Source organism: Streptomyces brasiliensis, assembly GCF_014647875.1.
In the GTDB taxonomy this organism is placed as follows: domain Bacteria; phylum Actinomycetota; class Actinomycetes; order Streptomycetales; family Streptomycetaceae; genus Streptomyces; species Streptomyces brasiliensis.
Genome location: NZ_BMQA01000057.1, coordinates 1 through 16,844, shown reverse-complemented (window position 1 = coordinate 16,844; position 16,844 = coordinate 1). Strand labels below are relative to the sequence as shown.

Sequence of the window (16,844 nt, the reverse complement as noted above, 5' to 3'; positions counted from 1 at the left end):
GAGGCTGATCCACAAGTCCTGAGCATTGCTCGCTGTACGGGCACCTCGACAAGACCAAGACCGTCCCCGCCGACCCAAGAAGACCACAGCCGCGAAGCCCTGAAAACTACCGGCGGGTTACTTGTTCCCCAGTATCTGGGCTAGGACTCCCGGGCCTTGTAGGGTCCCCCCATACCTCAGCTCCACCCTCAGACACACGCACGCGGAGATTGAAACGATTCACCACGCAACCCGGGAGCAACGCGCCGCAGCGCCCGGGGAGTCGCAACCGTAAGGAGCATGCTTCATGGCTGAGACACGGCACGAACCAACGGGACTGCCTCGCCGCCGCTTCCTCAAGTCGGCCACCCTCGCCGTCACCGGACTGACCGTCATGGGATCGGGTGCCGGCCTCGGCGGCACCGCTACGGCTGCGTCAGCCGGCTCGACCGCCGTCGACGGCCTGTCAATGGGCGGCAGATCCGACCGGCCGCTGGGCGTCGACGACCGTACCCCGCTCCTCGCTTGGCGACTCGAGCACGGTATGCAAAGCGCCTACCAGATCCGCGTCGCCAGCTCTCCCGGCCTGCTGCCCACCCCCGATCTGTGGGACAGCGGCTGGGTCGAGTCCAGCACCTCGTCCGGCGTCGCCTACGGCGGCAAGGCTCTCAAGTCGCGCCAGCGGGCCGCATGGCAGGCGCGGGTACGGGACGCCGACGGCAGGGTCTCCGACTGGAGTTCCCCTTCCTCCTGGGAGGCCGGTCTGCTCGACCCGGAGGACTGGTCGCCGGCCCGGTGGATCGAGCACGCCTCCCGGAGCGACGCCGACCCCTTGCCCGTCTTCGCCCGGGCCTTCGCGCTCGACGGCGACCGGCGCGTCGATCACGCGCGGCTCTACCTCGCCGGCCTCGGCATCTACGTAGCCACGGTGAACGGCCACCACATATCCGACGCGGTGCTCGAGCCGGGCAACACCAACCCCCAGCAGTCGGTCGAGGCCGGCACCTACGACGTCACCGCCCTTCTGGCCACCGGCCCGAACACCCTCGGAGTCCAGCTCGGCAACGGCGTCACCAACGTCGGCTCCGTCACCAACGCCGCCGTGGGCCGGACGAGCGTGTACCGCAAGTACACCAGCACGGTCGCGAAGCGGACGACGCTCACGGCCCCGGCCGCCCCCGGCGACACGACCGTACGCGTAGCCGACGTGAGCGGCTTCGCCGTCGGCGCCACGCTCAACATCGACACCGGCGACGGCGGCGCCCGCCTCGAGAGCCGGGTTATCACCGCCGTCGGCACGGACATCACCTTCGACAGGCCGCTGGCCGAGCAGCACGCCTCCGGCGCCACCGTCACCCGCTCCGGCACCCCCAACGCCACGATCACCGCGATCAGCCCCCGCCTCATCGCCCGCCTGGAGATCGTCTACACGGACGGCCACACCGATACATACGTAACCGACGAGAAGTGGCGTACGGCCCTCGGCCCCACCGTCACCGACAACTGGTACGCCGGCAGCGACTACGACGCCCGCCGCGAGCAGCAGGGATGGGATCTCCCGGGAGCGGATCTGACCGACAGCGCGAAGCGGCGCGACGGCTCACCCACCGGCTGGACAGCCGCCGGTATCGCCCCGCCGCCCAACCTCGCGACGAAGCTCAGGTGGCGCCGCGCGCAGCCGGTGACGATCGTGGATACCGTCTCCCCGGCCGCGATCACTGAACCCCTCTCCGGCACCTGGGTGTTCGACTTCGGGCAGAACGCCGCCGCCCTGCCCGAGCTGCACGTCGACGGATCGCTACCGGCCGGCACCGTGGTCAGGATGCAGCCGGCCGAGTCGCTGAAAGCCGACGGCACCGTCGACTCGGCGAGCCTGGGGTCGGGCAAGGGCATCCTCGACACGTACACCACCTTCGGCGCGGCGGACGGCGAGACGTGGCGCCCCCAGTTCGGCTACCACGGCTTCCAGTACATCCAGGTCACCGGCCTCCCCTCCGGCTACCAGCCGGACACCGGCACCGTGACGGCACGCCACGTCCGCGCTTCGGCGCGGGTCTCCGGCGACGTGTCCACCTCCAGTGAGCGGGTCAACCGGCTGCACCGGATGAGCCGGTACTCGATCGCCAGCAACATGATGTCGATCTTCACGGACTGCCCGGGCCGGGAGAAGCTGGGCTGGCTGGCCGACATGCTCCACTCGATGCCCGCCATCGACCGCAACTTCGACATGTCGGACTATCTGCCGCACATGGTGCAGGTGATGCGGGAGTCCCAGCTCGTCGACGGGCCGGATGCCGGGCTCGTACCCGAACACACGCCGGAGTTCCCGGTCTTCGACGGCCAGTGGGCGATGTACCGGAACGACATCAACTGGGGCAGCGCGGTGATCCTCGCGCCGTGGTGGCTGTGGCGGCACCACGGCGACACGGAGACCATGGCAGTGCACTACCAGTCCATGACCGAATATCACGACTACGTACGCACGACCCAGGCCGGCTCGGGAGCAGACGAACACCTGGTGAACGGCCCGCTCAAGGACTGGGTCGCCCACGACGAGAGCACCCCCGGGCTCCTGGTCGGGACGTACGCGTACTACCTCATGACCGACCGGCTCGCGCAGATGGCCGCCCACCTGCGCAAGGACTCCGACGCCGGCCGCTACCGGGCGTTGGCCGGCGCGATCAAGACCGCGTTCAACAACCGCTTCTTCAACGACGAACTCCGCACCTACACCAACGACGGCAACGCGGGCACGGCAGGCACCCAGGCGGCGAACGCGCTCGCCCTGGAAGCCGGCCTGGTCCCGCGCGGGCAGGAACAGCACGTCCTGCGCGACCTGGTCCGCCGGATCCGGGACTACCACCCGAACGGCGGCGGCCCGCACGTCAGCGGCGGGACGATCTCGCTTGGCCCCACGTTCCGGGCGCTGGGCGCCGCCGGCCGTGACGACGTCATCTGGGAGGTCCTGCACGAGGACACACGCCCGGGGTATGGCTCCTTCCTGCTCCCGACCGTCTCCAATCCCAAGGGCATGACGACGGTTCCGGAGCATTGGTACGCGCCGGACAACAACTCCTCGCTGAACCACATGATCCTGCTCCAGATCGACGAGTGGTTCAGCGCGGGCCTGGCGGGCATCCAGCACGCGCCGGACTCGATCGCGTACGAGCGCATAGCGGTGAAGCCGAAGCTGGTGGGGACGCCGGAACACCCACTGACCCATGTCGAGGGCTCTTACGAGGGGCCGCGCGGGCGGATCAGCAGCGCCTGGCGGATCTCCGGGCCGGACAGCGCAGACCTCGCACTCGACGTCACGATCCCGGCGAACACGGCAGCCGAGATCCACGTGCCCGCCGTCCACCCGAACAGGGTCCGGCTCGATGGCCGCCCTGTGTCGGCGTCACATGCGGCCGTGTTCAAGGGCTTCGCGGACGGCTATGCCGTCTACGCCGTGGGCCCGGGCACATACGCACTCAGCTCGCGGCTGAGCTGACGACCGGTGCACCGCACCAGCAGGTGCCCCGACCGCGACCGCCGGTCGGGGCACCTGCCTCTGTGATCCGGACGATCACCCATCCGTCACCGTGATCAGCAACGGCCCGCCGGGCACCGGAAGCCCGCCGCCATCGGGGTAGCCGTACTGGGAATGCAGGCCGCCGGCGTGGAACAGGGTGAAGCCGACCGCGTAGACGTCCGGGGCCAGACCTTCGTGCAGCGGCACGTTCAGCTTGAGCTCTTCGCTGGTGACGGGGCCGGTGCCGCCGTCTTCGCCACCCACCGAGACGCCGTCCGCGTCGTACAGCGTGATGCTGTAGCCGGTGACGCCCACGAACGACGTCACATCCAGGGGTCTTCGTAGTAACGGAGACCCCAGTTCCAGGCGAGGACCCTTCACTCGAGGTTGGGGTCCGAGGAGTATCCGAGCAGGGATCACCGCTACGGCGTTCAGTCTCCTGAACGCTTCGGGCGCACTGGTCAGTGGCGGCCTTGGCGGAACGGGTTGTACGCCTCGAAGGGGTCCTCGTCGGTTTCCCCGCGCCGTCGGCGCTCGGCCTGGTCTGCAGTCCACGCGAGTTCCCCCTGCTGCGTGGAGCGCCAGGGCGTGTTGGTGCGGTCGCAGTACACGGCGTAGCTCAGGTCCGGCTCAGCCGAACTGCACAACCCCAGCACACGACCTATCCCACACACCATGATCACCAGCACATCACAGCCGGGGCAAGCGGCTGGCTCCTGCATGGTGGTGGGCGGCCACCACGGGCCGCTTGGTGGCTTACGGGAGCGCCGCGATGCGGGACCGCCTGATGCTGCTGGGCCACGGCCCTGAGGTGGTGGACCTGGCATGCTGCCCGCTGGAATTCGTGTGGCGGGACGGCGGACGGGTCGTGGCCCATGCTCCGCAGCTGATCGCACGTCTTCCCGGCGGAGGCCATGTGCTCGCCGACTGCCTCGGTCCAGGTGACTCGCCGCGCCAACTCGCCTGTATGCAGGAGGTGTTGAGGGCCTGTGTGCAGGAGGTGGGGTGGCACTACCGGGTGGAGCCTGTTGCGGATCCGGTGGTGGTGGACAACGTGCGCTGGCTGTCCGGATACTGCCATCCCCGCTGCGCAGGCAGAACCCGTCCGGGCCGGTTGCGAGATGTCTTCGCGCATCCGCGGTCCTTGGTGGAGGGGGCTGCCGCGCTCGGTGATGTGATCCAGGGATGTCTCGCTTGTCGTCGACCATGAAACTGCGCAGCGCCCAACGAACCTGCGCACCGCTCCGCGTCCCGGTCATCCCGCTCGCCTCGCCTGTCCGCCCGTCCCGCAAGGAGGTCACGACGCTATCGCTTCCCCGTCCCCCGCCTCGGCCAGCAGCCGGGCCATCAAGGCTCGGCCCTCCTCCCCCTTCAGGTCGTCGGGGCCATAGGAATGCTTCGGCCGGCACGCGCGCCCGTCGATCCACGGGACACCCATCGGCGACTCGTCCGTCCGGTCGCGGACTTCGAGGTAGCCGGCCAGCTCCACGGACAGGTCGGCCGGGAGCCCTCGCTGCCCCGGGAACCCGGGCTGAGGCAGCGGCAGAGGCCAGAGCTCCAGTACCGCTTCGGGCCGGACGTCGTCGCCCCGCCGACCGGGAACAGCACCAGCAAGGCGACTCCGCCCCAGGGCGGGTCATACAGCAGGGCATACCGCTTGCGCACAGGGCCAGGCTCGCAGGCCGCACAGGCCAGGGCCCTGGCCGTGGCACCACCACCTCTGCGAAGGCGGAAGCCCCGTAGAGCGCCAGGCCGACCGTGACCACGAGCACGAACAAAGCCTGCGGCGCCAACGAGGCATCCCGGCCCAGCGCGTAGATCACCAGGACGAGAACCGCACAGACCACCGCCGGAACCAGGGTGGACAGACCTGAAAAACACCTCCCGGGTCTCGTCGATCGTCAACCGCGATGTGGCACAGCGCGGTGGCCATCACGTCTGGGCCCGGCCCGACAGTGCGGGCCTCGCAGAGCTCGGCTGTCTGCGGTAGCAGATGAGTGTGGCCGCGTGTGAGGCGAAAGCCAGGAAGTAGTCGGGTCGGCGTTCGTGGCGGCGGTGCGGGCGCCGGCATCAGCTGAGCCAGGCGATTGTGCGTTCGACCGCGAGCTCACCAGTTCAGCCTCGCGTCCGACTACCTCTGGATTGTCACCACCGACAGGGAGTTCGCCGGAACCTCGTACCTGAAGCGTCCTCCGGCGCCGCGGAGGGCGAGGTCGCACGGCGTGACCCTCGTCGGATTGTCGAGGGTGTTGGACGCGGCCGGGTCAGGGTCGCTGAGCACCTGGACGCGAGCCTTCGTGGCTTTGCTTCCGGCAAAGACAAGGTCGATGGACTGAGTGACGTTCGATGTGTTGACGATCTTTGTATAGACGTCGCCGGTCGCTGTCTTGATGGAACTGGAGCAAAACAGCCCCGTTCCTTCCGAGGAGACCGGCAGGATCTTGTCACCGACATTGCGGGCGAACATTTTCTGGACGTAGTAGGAGGTCCCGCCGTAGGACGCCAGTTGATCGAAGCCGATCATGTTGAACCCCCACTGCGTCTGGCCGACGAAGGAGAAGAGCGGCGCGTAGGACCCCATGATGACGATGTCGGAGTTGCGCTCCAGGCCGGTCATGAAGGCGGCCTCGCCGAGCGAGTAGCCGAGCGGACCCGTCGAGATGTCCTCAGAGTCACCGTGCCTCGCCGCGTACTCGCCGACGAATACCTTGGGCCCGTTGCGGTCGTAGGTGTCGTACCGGTTGGCCTGACCCTCCAAGGACGTCGGAGAGGTGTAAATGTGCTCGTCGATGATCTCGATCGGCCGGCTGGTCACACCCGTCGTGGCGATCGTGGTCACCTGTGGATACGCCTTCTTGATCGCGTCATAGAACTTCGGATAGCGGTAGGCGTCGTACGTGGGCGCCCCGCCCCGCGCGCCGTCCTCGTTGCCGATCTCGATGAGGGGAGTCGTGAACGGCGCCGGGTGGCCGTCTGCGGCCCGCCGCGCACCCCAGGCAGAATTCACCGGTCCGATCACGTACTCGATCAGGTCCAGTGCGTCCTGTACGTACGGCCCGAGATCCGGCTCGGGTACGATCTCTCGTCCCCCAGCGGTCTTTGAACGATCGATGCTGAATCCGTCGAAGACACCGATCACCGGAGTCGCATCCAGGTCCTCGGCCAGCCGGAGGTACTCGTACAGGCCGAGGCCGTCGTCTGACCAGTAGAACCAGGATGCGTTGTAGTGTCCTGGGCGCTCGGAGATCGGGCCGATGGACTTCTTCCAGTCGAAGCGAGTGCCCCATGGATCGTCCGGGTCGTAGAGTCCCTGGATGTAGTTTCCGCCCGGGAAGCGAAGGAACTTCGGCCGCAGTTCCTTCAGTTGGTGCACCATGTCTGGTCGCAGTCCGTTGGGCTGGTCTTTGTAGGTGGGCGGGAAGAGCGACACCACCTGTAGCCACACCGATGTGCCGGGCGCGACCTGCGTCGGCATACCGTGTTTCCGGTCGATGCCGATGACAAGCCGGTTGTCGGTCGACTGTGACCCGCCGGGCGGGACCTTCAGCGTTGCCGTGAAGTGTTTCCACTGCGTGGTCAGCCCGCGCACGCGCGCGCTGGCGAACACCCGCCGTCCGGTCGCATCCTCCAGGCTGACGCTGAGCGGTCCGGTGAACCCGTTGTCGGCCTTGGCGAAGAACGACACCTGATAATGGCGTCCCGGCACCACCGGGATGCCGAAATACCCGCCGTTGGAGATGCCGATCCGCTGCTCGGCGTCCACTGAGTGCGCCTCGAGGCGCAGTGATCTGGTCAGTGTGTCATTCAGCGGGTTGGCGGCATCCAGCGATGCGGTGGCCGATCCGCCGCGGTCCTGTACGACCGTCCACCACGCCGGCGTGGTCGGGCTCTCCATGAACGCGCGATTGCGGATCAGTTCCGCGTACAGCCCGCCGACGCCGGCGTAGTTGATCTCCTCGAAGAAGACCCCGTAAAGCGTGGGGCTGACGCCATGACCCGCATGGAGCGTGTCAACGGTCAGCGTCAGCGGGCCGCTCGCTGCTGCCTGGGCGCCGGCCGCGCCCTGTGCGATCAAGCCGCCGGTTGCAGCGACGGTGGCGGCGAGCCCGCCACCCAAGCGCAGAACATCCCGTCGCGACTGCTGCTTGCTCATTCGCTGGCCTCCCTGAATTAGGACTTGTCCCGAAAACGGGCTCCGGGTCGGTGCTCGCTGGCCTGGTTACGGACTGGCTGTGTGGTCTATCCGGTGGCTGAGTGGTTATGGAGGCGGGTGATGCCCGTATCGGGCGGTGTACGCCGTCGTCTTTCGGGCGGCAGTCGCGGAGCATCTTCCAGTACTTCGTGCGAGCGAAGACGTGCTCGACGCGCGCGGACCTGCCGGTGGAAGGTATTGGACGCCTCCTTCGGGTCTCCCCTCGTCTGGCATGCCCTTCGCCGGCGTGCACCGGAGCTTCGGTCAGGCTGCTCCAGAACCCATTGTTCGATATTTCGTATGTCATTCGAAATCTTGGACGGAAATTAGTGGTGTCACGTAACCGGTGTCAACGGTGCTGCAGTGACCTGTTTTTAACGGCATGTCAGTAGTCAAAGGTGCGACATCACGGCGCCATGCGACCTTCGAAGACGACGCCCTCCCCCAGGACGCCGCCGTCATCCGCTGCCCGTTCTCCATCGGGCCTCCCCGACGCAGCGGCCTTGACGTGGGCTCATTCGGTCTACTCAGCGTGCGCTCTCAGCCGTGTTGCAGTCGGCGCCGAGGGGTAGCCGAACGCGTGCATGGTCTGCGGTTCGCCGGCTCAGCGGCGTGCGGCGGCGTCCGCCAGGCCCCGCAGCGGCGGTCAGCACGGCATCTGACCGGCGGCGGACGCGAGGAGATGTCCCGCGGCATCGCAGCAGCCGAAATCCGCCGTCTGCTGGCAGCTCAACCCCACCGCGGGGCAAAAGGTGAGGCCCGGGGACACAGTCCCCTCCACCACCACACCCAGTGAACACCCCGCAGCTGGATGTGGGCGAGCCCGACGCCTACTGGCGGGCTGCCGCTCTGCTGGACGTCGCGCTGATCCGGTCCGGCCGGGATGAGGTCATCTGCGGGAAATGCGGTGGGCGGTCACCGTTTCCAGCGACCTGCACGCGAGGCCCTCAAGTACTACTGGTCACCTCTCAGAACCGGAGGCTTCTCAGCTCCGTGCGGTGATTTCGATGAGCGTTGTTCTTCTTCTTGCAGGGGAGCCTCCCAGGTGGCGGTGATGTCGCGGGCGACGTCGCGTAGGAGGTCGATGAGCATGTCTGCGAGTGGTGTGAGGCTGGGGTCGGTTTTGGTCACGGCGTAGAGCTGGCGGTGGGGCCTGGGGCGGGCCAGTTCGCGATGGGTGGTGCCGGGGGCATGGGTCAGCGCCAGGCGCGAGACCAGGGCCACTGCGCTGCCTGTGCCGACGAGAGCCTGGGCGACGTCGTAGGACTCGGTCTCGAACCGCACGGTGGGAGTGAAGCCGGCCTCGCGGGCAGCGTCGTGGAACTGTTCGCGGGCGGCGTGGCCGGCCAGGATGGAGACCCACGATTCGTCGCGCAGTTGTTTCAGGTTAAGTTCGGTGTCCGCGGGCTGCCCGGTGGCCAGTGGGTGGTCGTCGGGGAGCACCACGACCATCGGGTCCAGCAGGAGCGGGTGGGCCCGTAGGTGCGGGGACGACGCGAGCGGCATGCCCCAGGACGCGACGATGGCCACGTCCAGGCGCCCTGCGCTGATCTCGTCCGCTCCACGTCCCGACACCACGTCCACGACCGAGACGTCGGCGTCCGGATGGCGGTGCCGCAGAGCGGTCAGGGCGGGTGGCAGCAGGTGCAGGGCAGCCGCCTGGAACGTCCCGATCCGCAACCGTAGGGAGAGGTGGCCGAGCAGTGCGGCCAGTTCCGCCCCGGCCTTGTCCGATGCCTCCTCCACGGTTCGACCGTGCAAGGCGAGCAGCGCACCGGCGGCGGTGAGCGTCGCCCCGCGAGGACCACGGATGACTAGGGGCACCTGCCAGTCGCGCTCGGCCTTGGCCACCTGCTGGGTGACCGCCGCGGGCGTGAGTTGGAGGGCGTGAGCCGCCGCCGTCAGGGAGCCGTGCCGCTCGATCAACGCGAGAAGCCGGAGCTGTCCCGGGTCCACCACCATTCACTAATCCTAACGCTGCACCCTTCTCTTTTAACTTCTCTTACGAGTGCGGGGCAGGAAGCCTGGAGGTGCACCCATCTACCGAGCCCCTGGAAAGGTTCTTTCCCCATGCCCACGCATGTGCCCTTTTTCATCGCCACCACGTTGCTACTGGCCATGCTGCCCGGCGCGAGTCAAGCCCTGATGATCCGGCAGGTTCTAGAAGGCGGCCAACGTACACTCCGAGGCACACTCGCGGGCAACGCCACCGGCTTCCTGCTGTGGTCCACGGCCGCCGCGGCGGGACTGTCCGCTGTTCTGCTGGCCAGCCCCACCGCGTACGCGGTGCTCCGGATCGCAGGCGGCATCGTGCTGATGATCCTCGGGGTGAACACGCTGCGAACTGCCCTCACCACCTCCACCCGCACGCCCCCCGAGGGCGGGCGCCGCACCGGTTTCGCGGGCGGATACCTCACCGGCCTGAGTACCAACCTCGGCAACCCGAAGGCCGGCGTGTTCGCTGTCTCGGTGCTACCCCAGTTCGTGACGTCGAAAGGACTGGTGTTCCTGTCGACCGTCGCCCTGGGAGTTCTGTGGGCGCTCGTCAGCGCCTCCTGGTACATGATGCTCACCTGGGCCGTCGGCAGAGGGCGCGACCTGGTGTCCCAGCCGACGGTTCTGCTGGGACTCAGTGTGACGACGGGCGTCGTCCTGCTCGGGCTGGGCGCCGCGGTGGCAGCAGGTGTCTGAGGTCCGGGCCGAAGCGCCTCCCAGCATCCGACCGCCCGGGCCATATGCCGCCCCTGTGCACGGGGAGCCGATGACGCACGCAATGACGCCGGACGGAACCCGCATCGCCTACCAGCTCCAAGGCCAGGGGGCGCCACTGGTCCTGCTGGCGGGCCAGGCCAACAACCACCACTGGTGGGACGCGGTTCGCGCCGACTTCCATCCCGCTCGCAGCACCCTCACGCTCGACTACCGCGGCACAGGCGACAGCGACAAGCCCGACACCCCCTACAGCACCGAACTGCTCGCTCAGGACGTCATCGCCGTCCTCGACGAACTCGGCATCGACCGGGCCGACGTCTACGGCACGTCCATGGGCGGACGGGTGGCCCAGCAGCTCGCGGCCCGCCACCCCCACCGGGTGGGCGCCCTGGTTCTCGGCTGCACCTCACCCGGCGGCCCGCACAGCGTCGACCGCGGCAACGACGTCCGCCAAGCCCTGGCGCAACCTCGGCCTGGAGCCGCGCGACAGGCCCTGCTGGAGCTGATGTACACCCCCCGATGGCTCGCCTCCCATCCCGGCCCGCACCACACCCTCGGCGACCCCGGCATGCCGGCTCACGCCCGGCGCCACCACCTCGCGGCCAGCAACCGGCACAACGCCTGGGACCTCCTGCCGAACATCAGCGCCCCCACCCTGGTCGTCCACGGAAGCGACGACCTGCTCAACCCCACCGCCAACGCACCCCTGCTCGCCGACCGCATCCCCGACGCCCGACTGCACCTGGTCCCCAATGGCCGGCACGCCTACTTCGAGGAGTTCCGCATCCACGCCAGCCCCCTCGTCCTGGACTTCCTCGCCACCGCGCACGAGTCGTAAGAACACCGCAGCCGGTACTCGGCCGCCCTCCACCCGGGATACCTACCGCGCACCCGCGGCGCCCCGAGCCCACCAGTACCGCCGTCGGTACAGGCGCTCGAAGTACCTACTGATCACTAACCGTGCCCATGTCACGGAACGGAAAGCGAGCCAGAACCCCTTCTCGGGAACAAGCCAGCCGTCAGCCGTAGGCTCGCGTCAACGGCCGCACTGTCAACTACAGGTAGGGCACGAGGAGCCACCTGAAACACCCCGCGTCTGCGACACCCATACAGGTCACATAACATCATCCAGCGCCGTCGCGTCCGCCAGCTGCGCCGTTTCCGCCACGATCTCGGGAAACATCCCTGCGAGATCGGTGCCGCGGCGCGAGCGCAGCACCACTTGCCCTGCTTCCGTGGAGAGTTGCGCTCGAAAGCCGTCGTTCTCCAGAATTCGATGTGTCTCATGAGACAGGTTGGGAGTTGGCTTCTGACAACGAGACCAGGCCTCCTGGCAGTGAGATTCGGTCCCACTAGACAGTCTTTGGGGTGTCGCCGAGATAAGCGCCAAACCCGCCAGTAGTCTCGGCGGTCAGCCGGGCGGGCTGCGACGGGTGCGCAGCGCCAGTACTAGGCAAACCGTGGTCGCGGCGATGGCGAGTGAGGCGGGCAGACGTGCCCATGAGGTGCCCGCGACCGGCGCTTGGGCGGCGAGCAGTACCACTGCAGTCGCGGCGGCGGCCGCCAGTGCGGGTGTCGCCCGCGGGCAGTCGGGCGGGGCGGTGACACCGGCTGTCCACGCGTCGGTGACGAGCAGGTAGGCAAGCAGCAGGGCGGCGATGCAGACGACTAGCCAGACAGGCGGGCCGGTGGCCGCGGCGACCGCGATCGCCGCCGCCGGCAGCACGGTCGTCCTGCGGCGGGCTGCCAAGGTCCGCCAGCGCATGGAGGTCAAGAAGGGGCGGGCGTCGACCATCGGAGCGGCCCACCACGCGGTCGTCGCCGCCCCCAGGACCAGCATCCTGACCAGCAGTGGTGCGTGCAGGGCGGCCGGCGGGTCGCAGGCGGCGACGGCAAGGGCCGTTCCGAGCAAGCGGTCGGTGATGCGGGAGGTGAGACGTCCGATGAGCAGGGCGGCTCGGCTGTGGGCCGGGCGCGGGCCTGGCCGGGCGGGGGCGGTGGTCATCGGGTCCCCCCGTGGATGCGGGTGCGGAGCAGCGGCGCAAGGGTAAGGTCGAGGGTCTCGCCGGGCCAGTGGGCGACGACCGCGATGCCGCGTTCCACCAAGGCGAAGCGCATGGCGTCGCGGTCAGCCCGCCACAGCCGCAGCGCGAGTTCACCTTCGGTGTCGCCGGGTTCCAGGACCGGCTCGCCGGTGGGGATCTCGACCACGACCATCGGGTTGGCCCGTCCGCGCACCTGGTGCAGGATGTCGAAAATCCGCTGGTCGGTCAGCGGCGTGATGACGTACACCAACGCTCCTTCGGGCAACGCGGGCGGTGGGAGCAGGCTGAGTCCGTCCGTGCGGTACGCGCGGTCCTTGCGGACCTCCAGCACACTCTCGACGATGCGGTAGAAGTACCCCTGGCCGCTGCGCGGTTGCAGCCAGCGGGTCGCGCCACCGACCGATACGACGCCGACCCGGTCGTGGGTGCGCAGGTAGGCGCGGACCAGCCCGGCAGCGGCCCGGAAGGTCTCGTCGAGCGAGGACGCGCCGGTGACTGGGTTGACTACGTCGGCGAGCACATCCAGCAGCACCACGGTGTCGGCGGTGCGCTCCGCGGCGAACTGGTGGACCTGCAGGGTGCCGCGGCGGGTGGTGGCCGGCCAGTGGATCCGCCGCTGCCGTTCGCCGCGCACATACGGGTGCACGCCGGTGACCTCGACGCCCTCGCTGCGTTGCACGGCGGTGTGCTCGCCGAGCCGTTGCGGCAGCCGGACCGGGATGGGCGTGAGGCCGGCGTGTTCGGGCAGCGGGAAGACGGCGATCTCACCGAGTTCGGCTCGCACGGTGCGCCGGGCCAGCCCGCCGGGGTCGTAGACGTCGACGTCGACCGTGCCGAGCGTCCAGCGGCCCCAGCGCTGGGTACCGGGTCTTGCCGCGGGCTGGGAAGCGGTAACGACTCGTGGCCGCCCCCGTGGCTGCTGCCGGATGAACCGAACTGGTGCAGGACCATGACGAGCAGTGGGACGACCAGCGTCGCGGCCAGCAGGACGCGGCTCACGCCGTCAACCATCCGCTGTTCCACCGGGTTGAGTTCCCGGGCGGCGCCTACCTGCTCCTGGTACTTCTCGCGCAGCGCCAAGCCGCCAAGCAGTGACAGCAGGGCGAGGCCGACCACGAGGACGGGGTTGCCGCCGAGCGGCCCGCGGCCCTTGGCTAACAGGCCCGTGTCGGGGTGCAGCAGCAGTGCTCCCAGGGCCGCTCCGCCCACCACCAGCACCGTCAACGCGGCCTGTGCGGCGCCGATCGTGCGCCGTCGCCCGCCCGCCGTACGCTCCCGCCCCACCGCCACACCCCTCCCTTGTGATCGGCAGCTTCGCACACCGGTCGACGGCGTGTCAGCAGGGGGTCAGGTTGCGTCCGCGCTGGCCCGAGACGCTTGTCTATGACCCGGAGATGGTCGGCTATGCCCTGCGGGAGATCGTGGAGGTGCCGACCGGTGATTTCCAGGATCTCAGGCTGTGGCGGCGGGATTTGCCAGCTTGGCGGTGGGTCTGGTTGAGGAGTACCACCGCCCTGTTCTGGTCCCCATGACCCCGGTCGACCCCGCGTATGCCGGTGAGATCTTCAGCGCGCTGAAGGATGCGGGCATCGACGTTCACCACTTCTTCCTCAAGGTCCCCCGAGAGGTCCTGGAGAAGCGGATCGACGGCCGGAGCTTCACCCCGGATGACCCCGAGCAGGACGAGCGGATCCGGCGCTGGTGCAAGGACAGGATCGAACCGTGCATGGCCGGGGCCGACACTCTGCCCAGCGACACCGTGGTCCTGGACGGCGAGCTGACCCCGCAGGAGTTGGCCGATCAGGTACGGGCTCGGATTCGAGCCGGTGGACAGGCTGGCGCCCGATTGGCGCGGTGGCCTGGCCAAACGCCGTTGTGCTGGAATTCGGCTGCCTCGACGCCTCGAGGAGTGTGGCCTCCAACCACCTCAGACCAGACAGTCTCATTCTCGAGCGGCCTGAGTGCGGCCCAGCGGGATGACCGCTGATGACCGATTGCCGAGCCGTTCGCGAAGTGTGGCATTCTCCGCGAGGAGTGCAGCGATGACAGTGGCCGCGGCGTCTACCTCGTCTTGGAGCCCTTGCCGCTCGAGGCAGTTGTCCTTCAGCCGACGCCGGAGGCGGGTGATCCCCTCGGTCAACTTCTGGTCGTGCTTGCGCGCAGTGCTTTGGCTGACCTGGTTGTCCCAGTCAGCGAGTACCGCGGTTGCGCGGTTCATGATGGCTCGGCTGACGCCCGCTTCCCGCCAGAGGTTCTGCTTGGTGAGTTTGCCGTCGGTACGGATGGGCCGACCGGTGAAGAGCCGTTCCATGGCCTCTCGAAGGGCCTTCTCGGCCGTGGTGGAGAGACCGGGCCGGGTTGGGGCAGTCATGTTTCTCCCGCCTTGGTGAGCGCGATCTCGACGTCGCGGACCTGCTGATCGATCAGGGCTCTGCGGTTGGCCGGCAGCGCGGGGAGGCTTCGAAGGCGAGTCAGCGAGGCGTGCTCGGCTCGCCAGATCGGTAGGTGTTCGGGGGCAATCATGCTGTTGCTGCAGTGTGCGGGCTGGCAGCGGTCGATGAGGGGCCCTCGGTGTTCTGGGGGCACGATGGCATCTTCCAGGCACTTCGCGCCGACTGGGTTGTTCTCGTCCAGGGTGCAGTGGTTGAGTTTTCCGAACCGGATCGACAGGTGCGTGCGTTTGAGAAGGCCGTGTTCGACGCGAATGTCCCCTCGTTGGGCCTTTCCACTCGCTCGGAGGGCTTCGGCCTTCTCCCGGACGGCAGCGAAGGCCAAACGCATCTGGTCAGCGCCGGGCCCGAAGCCGATAGCCTCGCCGCGGCTGTCGGCATCGAAAAGGTCCCTCAGCCGTTGGAACCGACGTTCGGCGATGGCGGTGGTGAGGAGGCGGGCCCAGGAGGGGTCGTGCCCTATACCGGCCTGCAGGATGTGTGGCTGCTGCCCGCCCGTCCCTGCCGCTCGCCCAGCGTCTGATCCGCATCGGCGCTCTTGACGCCCTCTCCCCCGGTCTGACCCGGCGGGACCTGCTGCTGCAGGCCGCCGAACTGCACCGGCAGTCCCGCAACCGCACCGCCACCGGCGGGCAGCTGCCGCTGAGTGGGGAACTGGTGGCCGCCGCTTCGAGCGGGCTGCCGGACATGACCAGCCGCGACAGGCTCGGTGCCGAACTCGACACCCTTTCCATCCACGTGAGCCACCATCTGATGGAGCACCACCATCGGCTGCTGCGCGAGCTCGGTGCCACTGACGCTGCCCACCTGCGCGGCTTGGTGCCCGGGCAGAAGGTCCTCGTTGCCGGAGTCCGGGCCTCCACGCAGACCCCGCCGATCCCGTCCGGCAAGCGTGTCATCTTCACCACGCTCGAGGACGGCTCCGGCCTCGTCGACATCGCCTTCTTCGAAGACTCTCTCGAGGCCTGCGCGCACACCGTGTTCCATTCCGGTCTGCTGCTGGTACGCGGCCAGGTCGAGGCGCGCGGCCCGCGCCGCACCGTCGTCGGTCAGATGGCCTGGGACCTGGACGAGGTGGCCGCCGCCCGCCGCGACCACGGCCCCCAGGCCGCCCTCGACTTGCTCGGACGCACCAGCCCGACCACGCGTATGGGCTTGGGCTTGCCAGCCGCGTTCGCTGGTTCGACGGGGTGTGGTGACGTGCGAGGTGGTCTGGGAGGCCGGGTGAGACGGCGGGCCATGAGGGTGATGAAGGTCCAGGTGATGTGGGCCTCGCTGTGGGAGACGAGCCGCTCGTAGTCGCGCACGTTTCTCCTGGCTCTCATGATCCACGAGATCGTCCGCTCGACACGCCACCGCTTGGCGAGGACGGCGAAGCTGTCCTGGTCCTTGCGTCGCGGCACGGTCTTGAGGGTGATGCCGAGGAAGGAGTGGGACCAGTCCACGAGGGTTCCGCCGTAGCCGGAGTCCTCCTTGAACCCGTCGTCGGCCTCGCGGTAGCGCATGACCTTGGAGCCGGGGCCCTGCGCGGGGTGCTGTAGCGCGCTCCGGGCAGCGGAGCCCCGGGCGACGTACCGCCAGGACTCGCGTGCTGGCCGTTGCCGAGTCCTTCCTGCCGTACCAAGGTCGGCGACGAGATCGGCGACTTCATGGCCGTCATGCCCGACGACGCCGGGAGGAGGCCGGTGCACTTGGCCAAGGAGCAGGCACCGATCCATGCCGACGAGTCCGACTTCGACCACCCGAAGTTCTTCGCCGAGCTGGAGACGCAGAACAAGACGATGGTCCTGGTGGCCGTCTTTTGGATGTTGTCCGATCCCTTGAGTGACCGCGCGACCTGACGTTCCTGCAGAACATCACCGAGTTCATCAACCGCTTCGGCGACGAGTAGAACGTGGCCTGCTTGGAACCTACGACAGGCCACATGTCAAGCAGCGACTCGCCGACACTTT

The 16,844-nt window shown here is 68.4% G+C and carries 14 protein-coding genes and 3 pseudogenes; 8 read left to right on the top strand and 9 right to left on the bottom strand.

The window, feature by feature from the left end; translation table 11 throughout:
- Positions 1-286: 286 nt before the first annotated feature.
- Positions 287-3,472 (top strand): family 78 glycoside hydrolase catalytic domain, encoded by a 3,186-nt coding sequence (locus IEZ19_RS40330; protein WP_189316374.1) that lies wholly within the window; start codon positions 287-289, stop codon positions 3,470-3,472.
- Positions 3,473-3,547: 75 nt separating this feature from the next.
- On the opposite strand, the gene IEZ19_RS40325 is transcribed toward IEZ19_RS40330, so the two are convergent.
- Together IEZ19_RS40325 and IEZ19_RS40320 are read right to left on the bottom strand one after the other, a co-directional pair.
- Entirely contained in the window at positions 3,548-3,820 is a 273-nt protein-coding gene (locus IEZ19_RS40325; RefSeq protein ID WP_189316373.1) for a hypothetical protein, read from the bottom strand.
- A 134-nt stretch (positions 3,821-3,954) separates the two neighbouring features.
- The gene (locus tag IEZ19_RS40320) at positions 3,955-4,149 is read right to left on the bottom strand and encodes a hypothetical protein (protein ID WP_189316372.1); all 195 of its coding nucleotides are present in this window, start codon (positions 4,147-4,149) and stop codon (positions 3,955-3,957) included.
- Positions 4,150-4,199: 50 nt separating this feature from the next.
- On the opposite strand from IEZ19_RS40320, the pseudogene IEZ19_RS40315 reads away from it, so the two are divergent.
- Positions 4,200-4,703 (top strand): annotated as a pseudogene (locus tag IEZ19_RS40315) (TnsA-like heteromeric transposase endonuclease subunit); the annotation flags it as partial.
- Between the two features lie 87 nt (positions 4,704-4,790).
- Here IEZ19_RS40315 and IEZ19_RS40310 read toward each other — a convergent pair.
- From IEZ19_RS40310 to IEZ19_RS40300, 3 genes are all read right to left on the bottom strand, one after another.
- Positions 4,791-4,982, bottom strand: coding sequence for a hypothetical protein (locus IEZ19_RS40310; RefSeq protein ID WP_189316371.1), 192 nt, complete (start codon positions 4,980-4,982; stop codon positions 4,791-4,793).
- A 642-nt stretch (positions 4,983-5,624) separates the two neighbouring features.
- A complete protein-coding gene (locus tag IEZ19_RS40305) occupies positions 5,625-7,646 on the bottom strand; it encodes an alpha-L-arabinofuranosidase family protein (RefSeq protein ID WP_189316370.1) in 2,022 nt (673 codons plus the stop codon).
- A gap of 993 nt (positions 7,647-8,639) precedes the next feature.
- Positions 8,640-9,647 (bottom strand): LysR family transcriptional regulator, encoded by a 1,008-nt coding sequence (locus tag IEZ19_RS40300; RefSeq protein ID WP_189316369.1) that lies wholly within the window; start codon positions 9,645-9,647, stop codon positions 8,640-8,642.
- A 108-nt stretch (positions 9,648-9,755) separates the two neighbouring features.
- Between IEZ19_RS40300 and IEZ19_RS40295 the strand changes: the two genes are divergently transcribed.
- Both IEZ19_RS40295 and IEZ19_RS40290 read left to right on the top strand, forming a co-directional pair.
- Positions 9,756-10,376, top strand: coding sequence for a LysE family translocator (locus IEZ19_RS40295; protein ID WP_189316368.1), 621 nt, complete (start codon positions 9,756-9,758; stop codon positions 10,374-10,376).
- A gap of 70 nt (positions 10,377-10,446) precedes the next feature.
- Entirely contained in the window at positions 10,447-11,235 is a 789-nt protein-coding gene (locus IEZ19_RS40290) for an alpha/beta fold hydrolase (protein ID WP_189316367.1), read from the top strand.
- A 573-nt stretch (positions 11,236-11,808) separates the two neighbouring features.
- Here the strand turns inward: IEZ19_RS40290 and IEZ19_RS40285 are convergent.
- Both IEZ19_RS40285 and IEZ19_RS40280 read right to left on the bottom strand, forming a co-directional pair.
- Positions 11,809-12,402, bottom strand: a complete 594-nt coding sequence (locus tag IEZ19_RS40285; protein WP_189316366.1) for a hypothetical protein — start codon at positions 12,400-12,402, stop codon at positions 11,809-11,811.
- Complete coding sequence (locus tag IEZ19_RS40280; RefSeq protein WP_229841362.1) at positions 12,399-13,226, bottom strand: DUF58 domain-containing protein; 828 nt, start codon at positions 13,224-13,226, stop codon at positions 12,399-12,401. The genes IEZ19_RS40285 and IEZ19_RS40280 overlap by 4 nt, the downstream gene beginning before the upstream one ends.
- A gap of 155 nt (positions 13,227-13,381) precedes the next feature.
- On the opposite strand from IEZ19_RS40280, the gene IEZ19_RS40275 reads away from it, so the two are divergent.
- On the top strand, positions 13,382-13,537 hold the full coding sequence (locus IEZ19_RS40275; RefSeq protein WP_189316365.1) for a hypothetical protein: 156 nt from the start codon (positions 13,382-13,384) through the stop codon (positions 13,535-13,537).
- Positions 13,538-13,743: 206 nt separating this feature from the next.
- A pseudogene (locus IEZ19_RS40270) lies at positions 13,744-14,267 on the top strand (AAA family ATPase); the annotation flags it as partial.
- Between the two features lie 117 nt (positions 14,268-14,384).
- Here the strand turns inward: IEZ19_RS40270 and IEZ19_RS40265 are convergent.
- Positions 14,385-14,813 (bottom strand): hypothetical protein, encoded by a 429-nt coding sequence (locus IEZ19_RS40265; protein ID WP_189316364.1) that lies wholly within the window; start codon positions 14,811-14,813, stop codon positions 14,385-14,387.
- A complete protein-coding gene (locus tag IEZ19_RS51615; RefSeq protein ID WP_229841360.1) occupies positions 14,810-14,965 on the bottom strand; it encodes a hypothetical protein in 156 nt (51 codons plus the stop codon). Before IEZ19_RS51615 ends, IEZ19_RS40265 begins: the two co-directional genes overlap by 4 nt.
- A 384-nt stretch (positions 14,966-15,349) precedes the next feature.
- Between IEZ19_RS51615 and IEZ19_RS40255 the strand changes: the two are divergent.
- Positions 15,350-16,191, top strand: a pseudogene (locus IEZ19_RS40255) (DNA polymerase III subunit alpha); the annotation flags it as partial.
- 299 nt (positions 16,192-16,490) lie between these two features.
- Entirely contained in the window at positions 16,491-16,733 is a 243-nt protein-coding gene (locus tag IEZ19_RS40245) for a hypothetical protein (RefSeq protein ID WP_189316361.1), read from the top strand.
- Positions 16,734-16,844: the final 111 nt, after the last annotated feature.

Coding starts and splice junctions, on each gene's coding strand:
- IEZ19_RS40285 (WP_189316366.1), bottom strand. CDS start 12,402: ATGACCACCGCCCCCGCCCGGCCAGGCCCGCGCCCGGCCCACAGCCGA.
- IEZ19_RS40300 (WP_189316369.1), bottom strand. CDS start 9,647: ATGGTGGTGGACCCGGGACAGCTCCGGCTTCTCGCGTTGATCGAGCGG.
- IEZ19_RS40295 (WP_189316368.1), top strand. CDS start 9,756: ATGCCCACGCATGTGCCCTTTTTCATCGCCACCACGTTGCTACTGGCC.
- IEZ19_RS40330 (WP_189316374.1), top strand. CDS start 287: ATGGCTGAGACACGGCACGAACCAACGGGACTGCCTCGCCGCCGCTTC.
- IEZ19_RS40265 (WP_189316364.1), bottom strand. CDS start 14,813: ATGACTGCCCCAACCCGGCCCGGTCTCTCCACCACGGCCGAGAAGGCC.
- IEZ19_RS40305 (WP_189316370.1), bottom strand. CDS start 7,646: ATGAGCAAGCAGCAGTCGCGACGGGATGTTCTGCGCTTGGGTGGCGGG.
- IEZ19_RS51615 (WP_229841360.1), bottom strand. CDS start 14,965: ATGATTGCCCCCGAACACCTACCGATCTGGCGAGCCGAGCACGCCTCG.
- IEZ19_RS40290 (WP_189316367.1), top strand. CDS start 10,447: ATGACGCACGCAATGACGCCGGACGGAACCCGCATCGCCTACCAGCTC.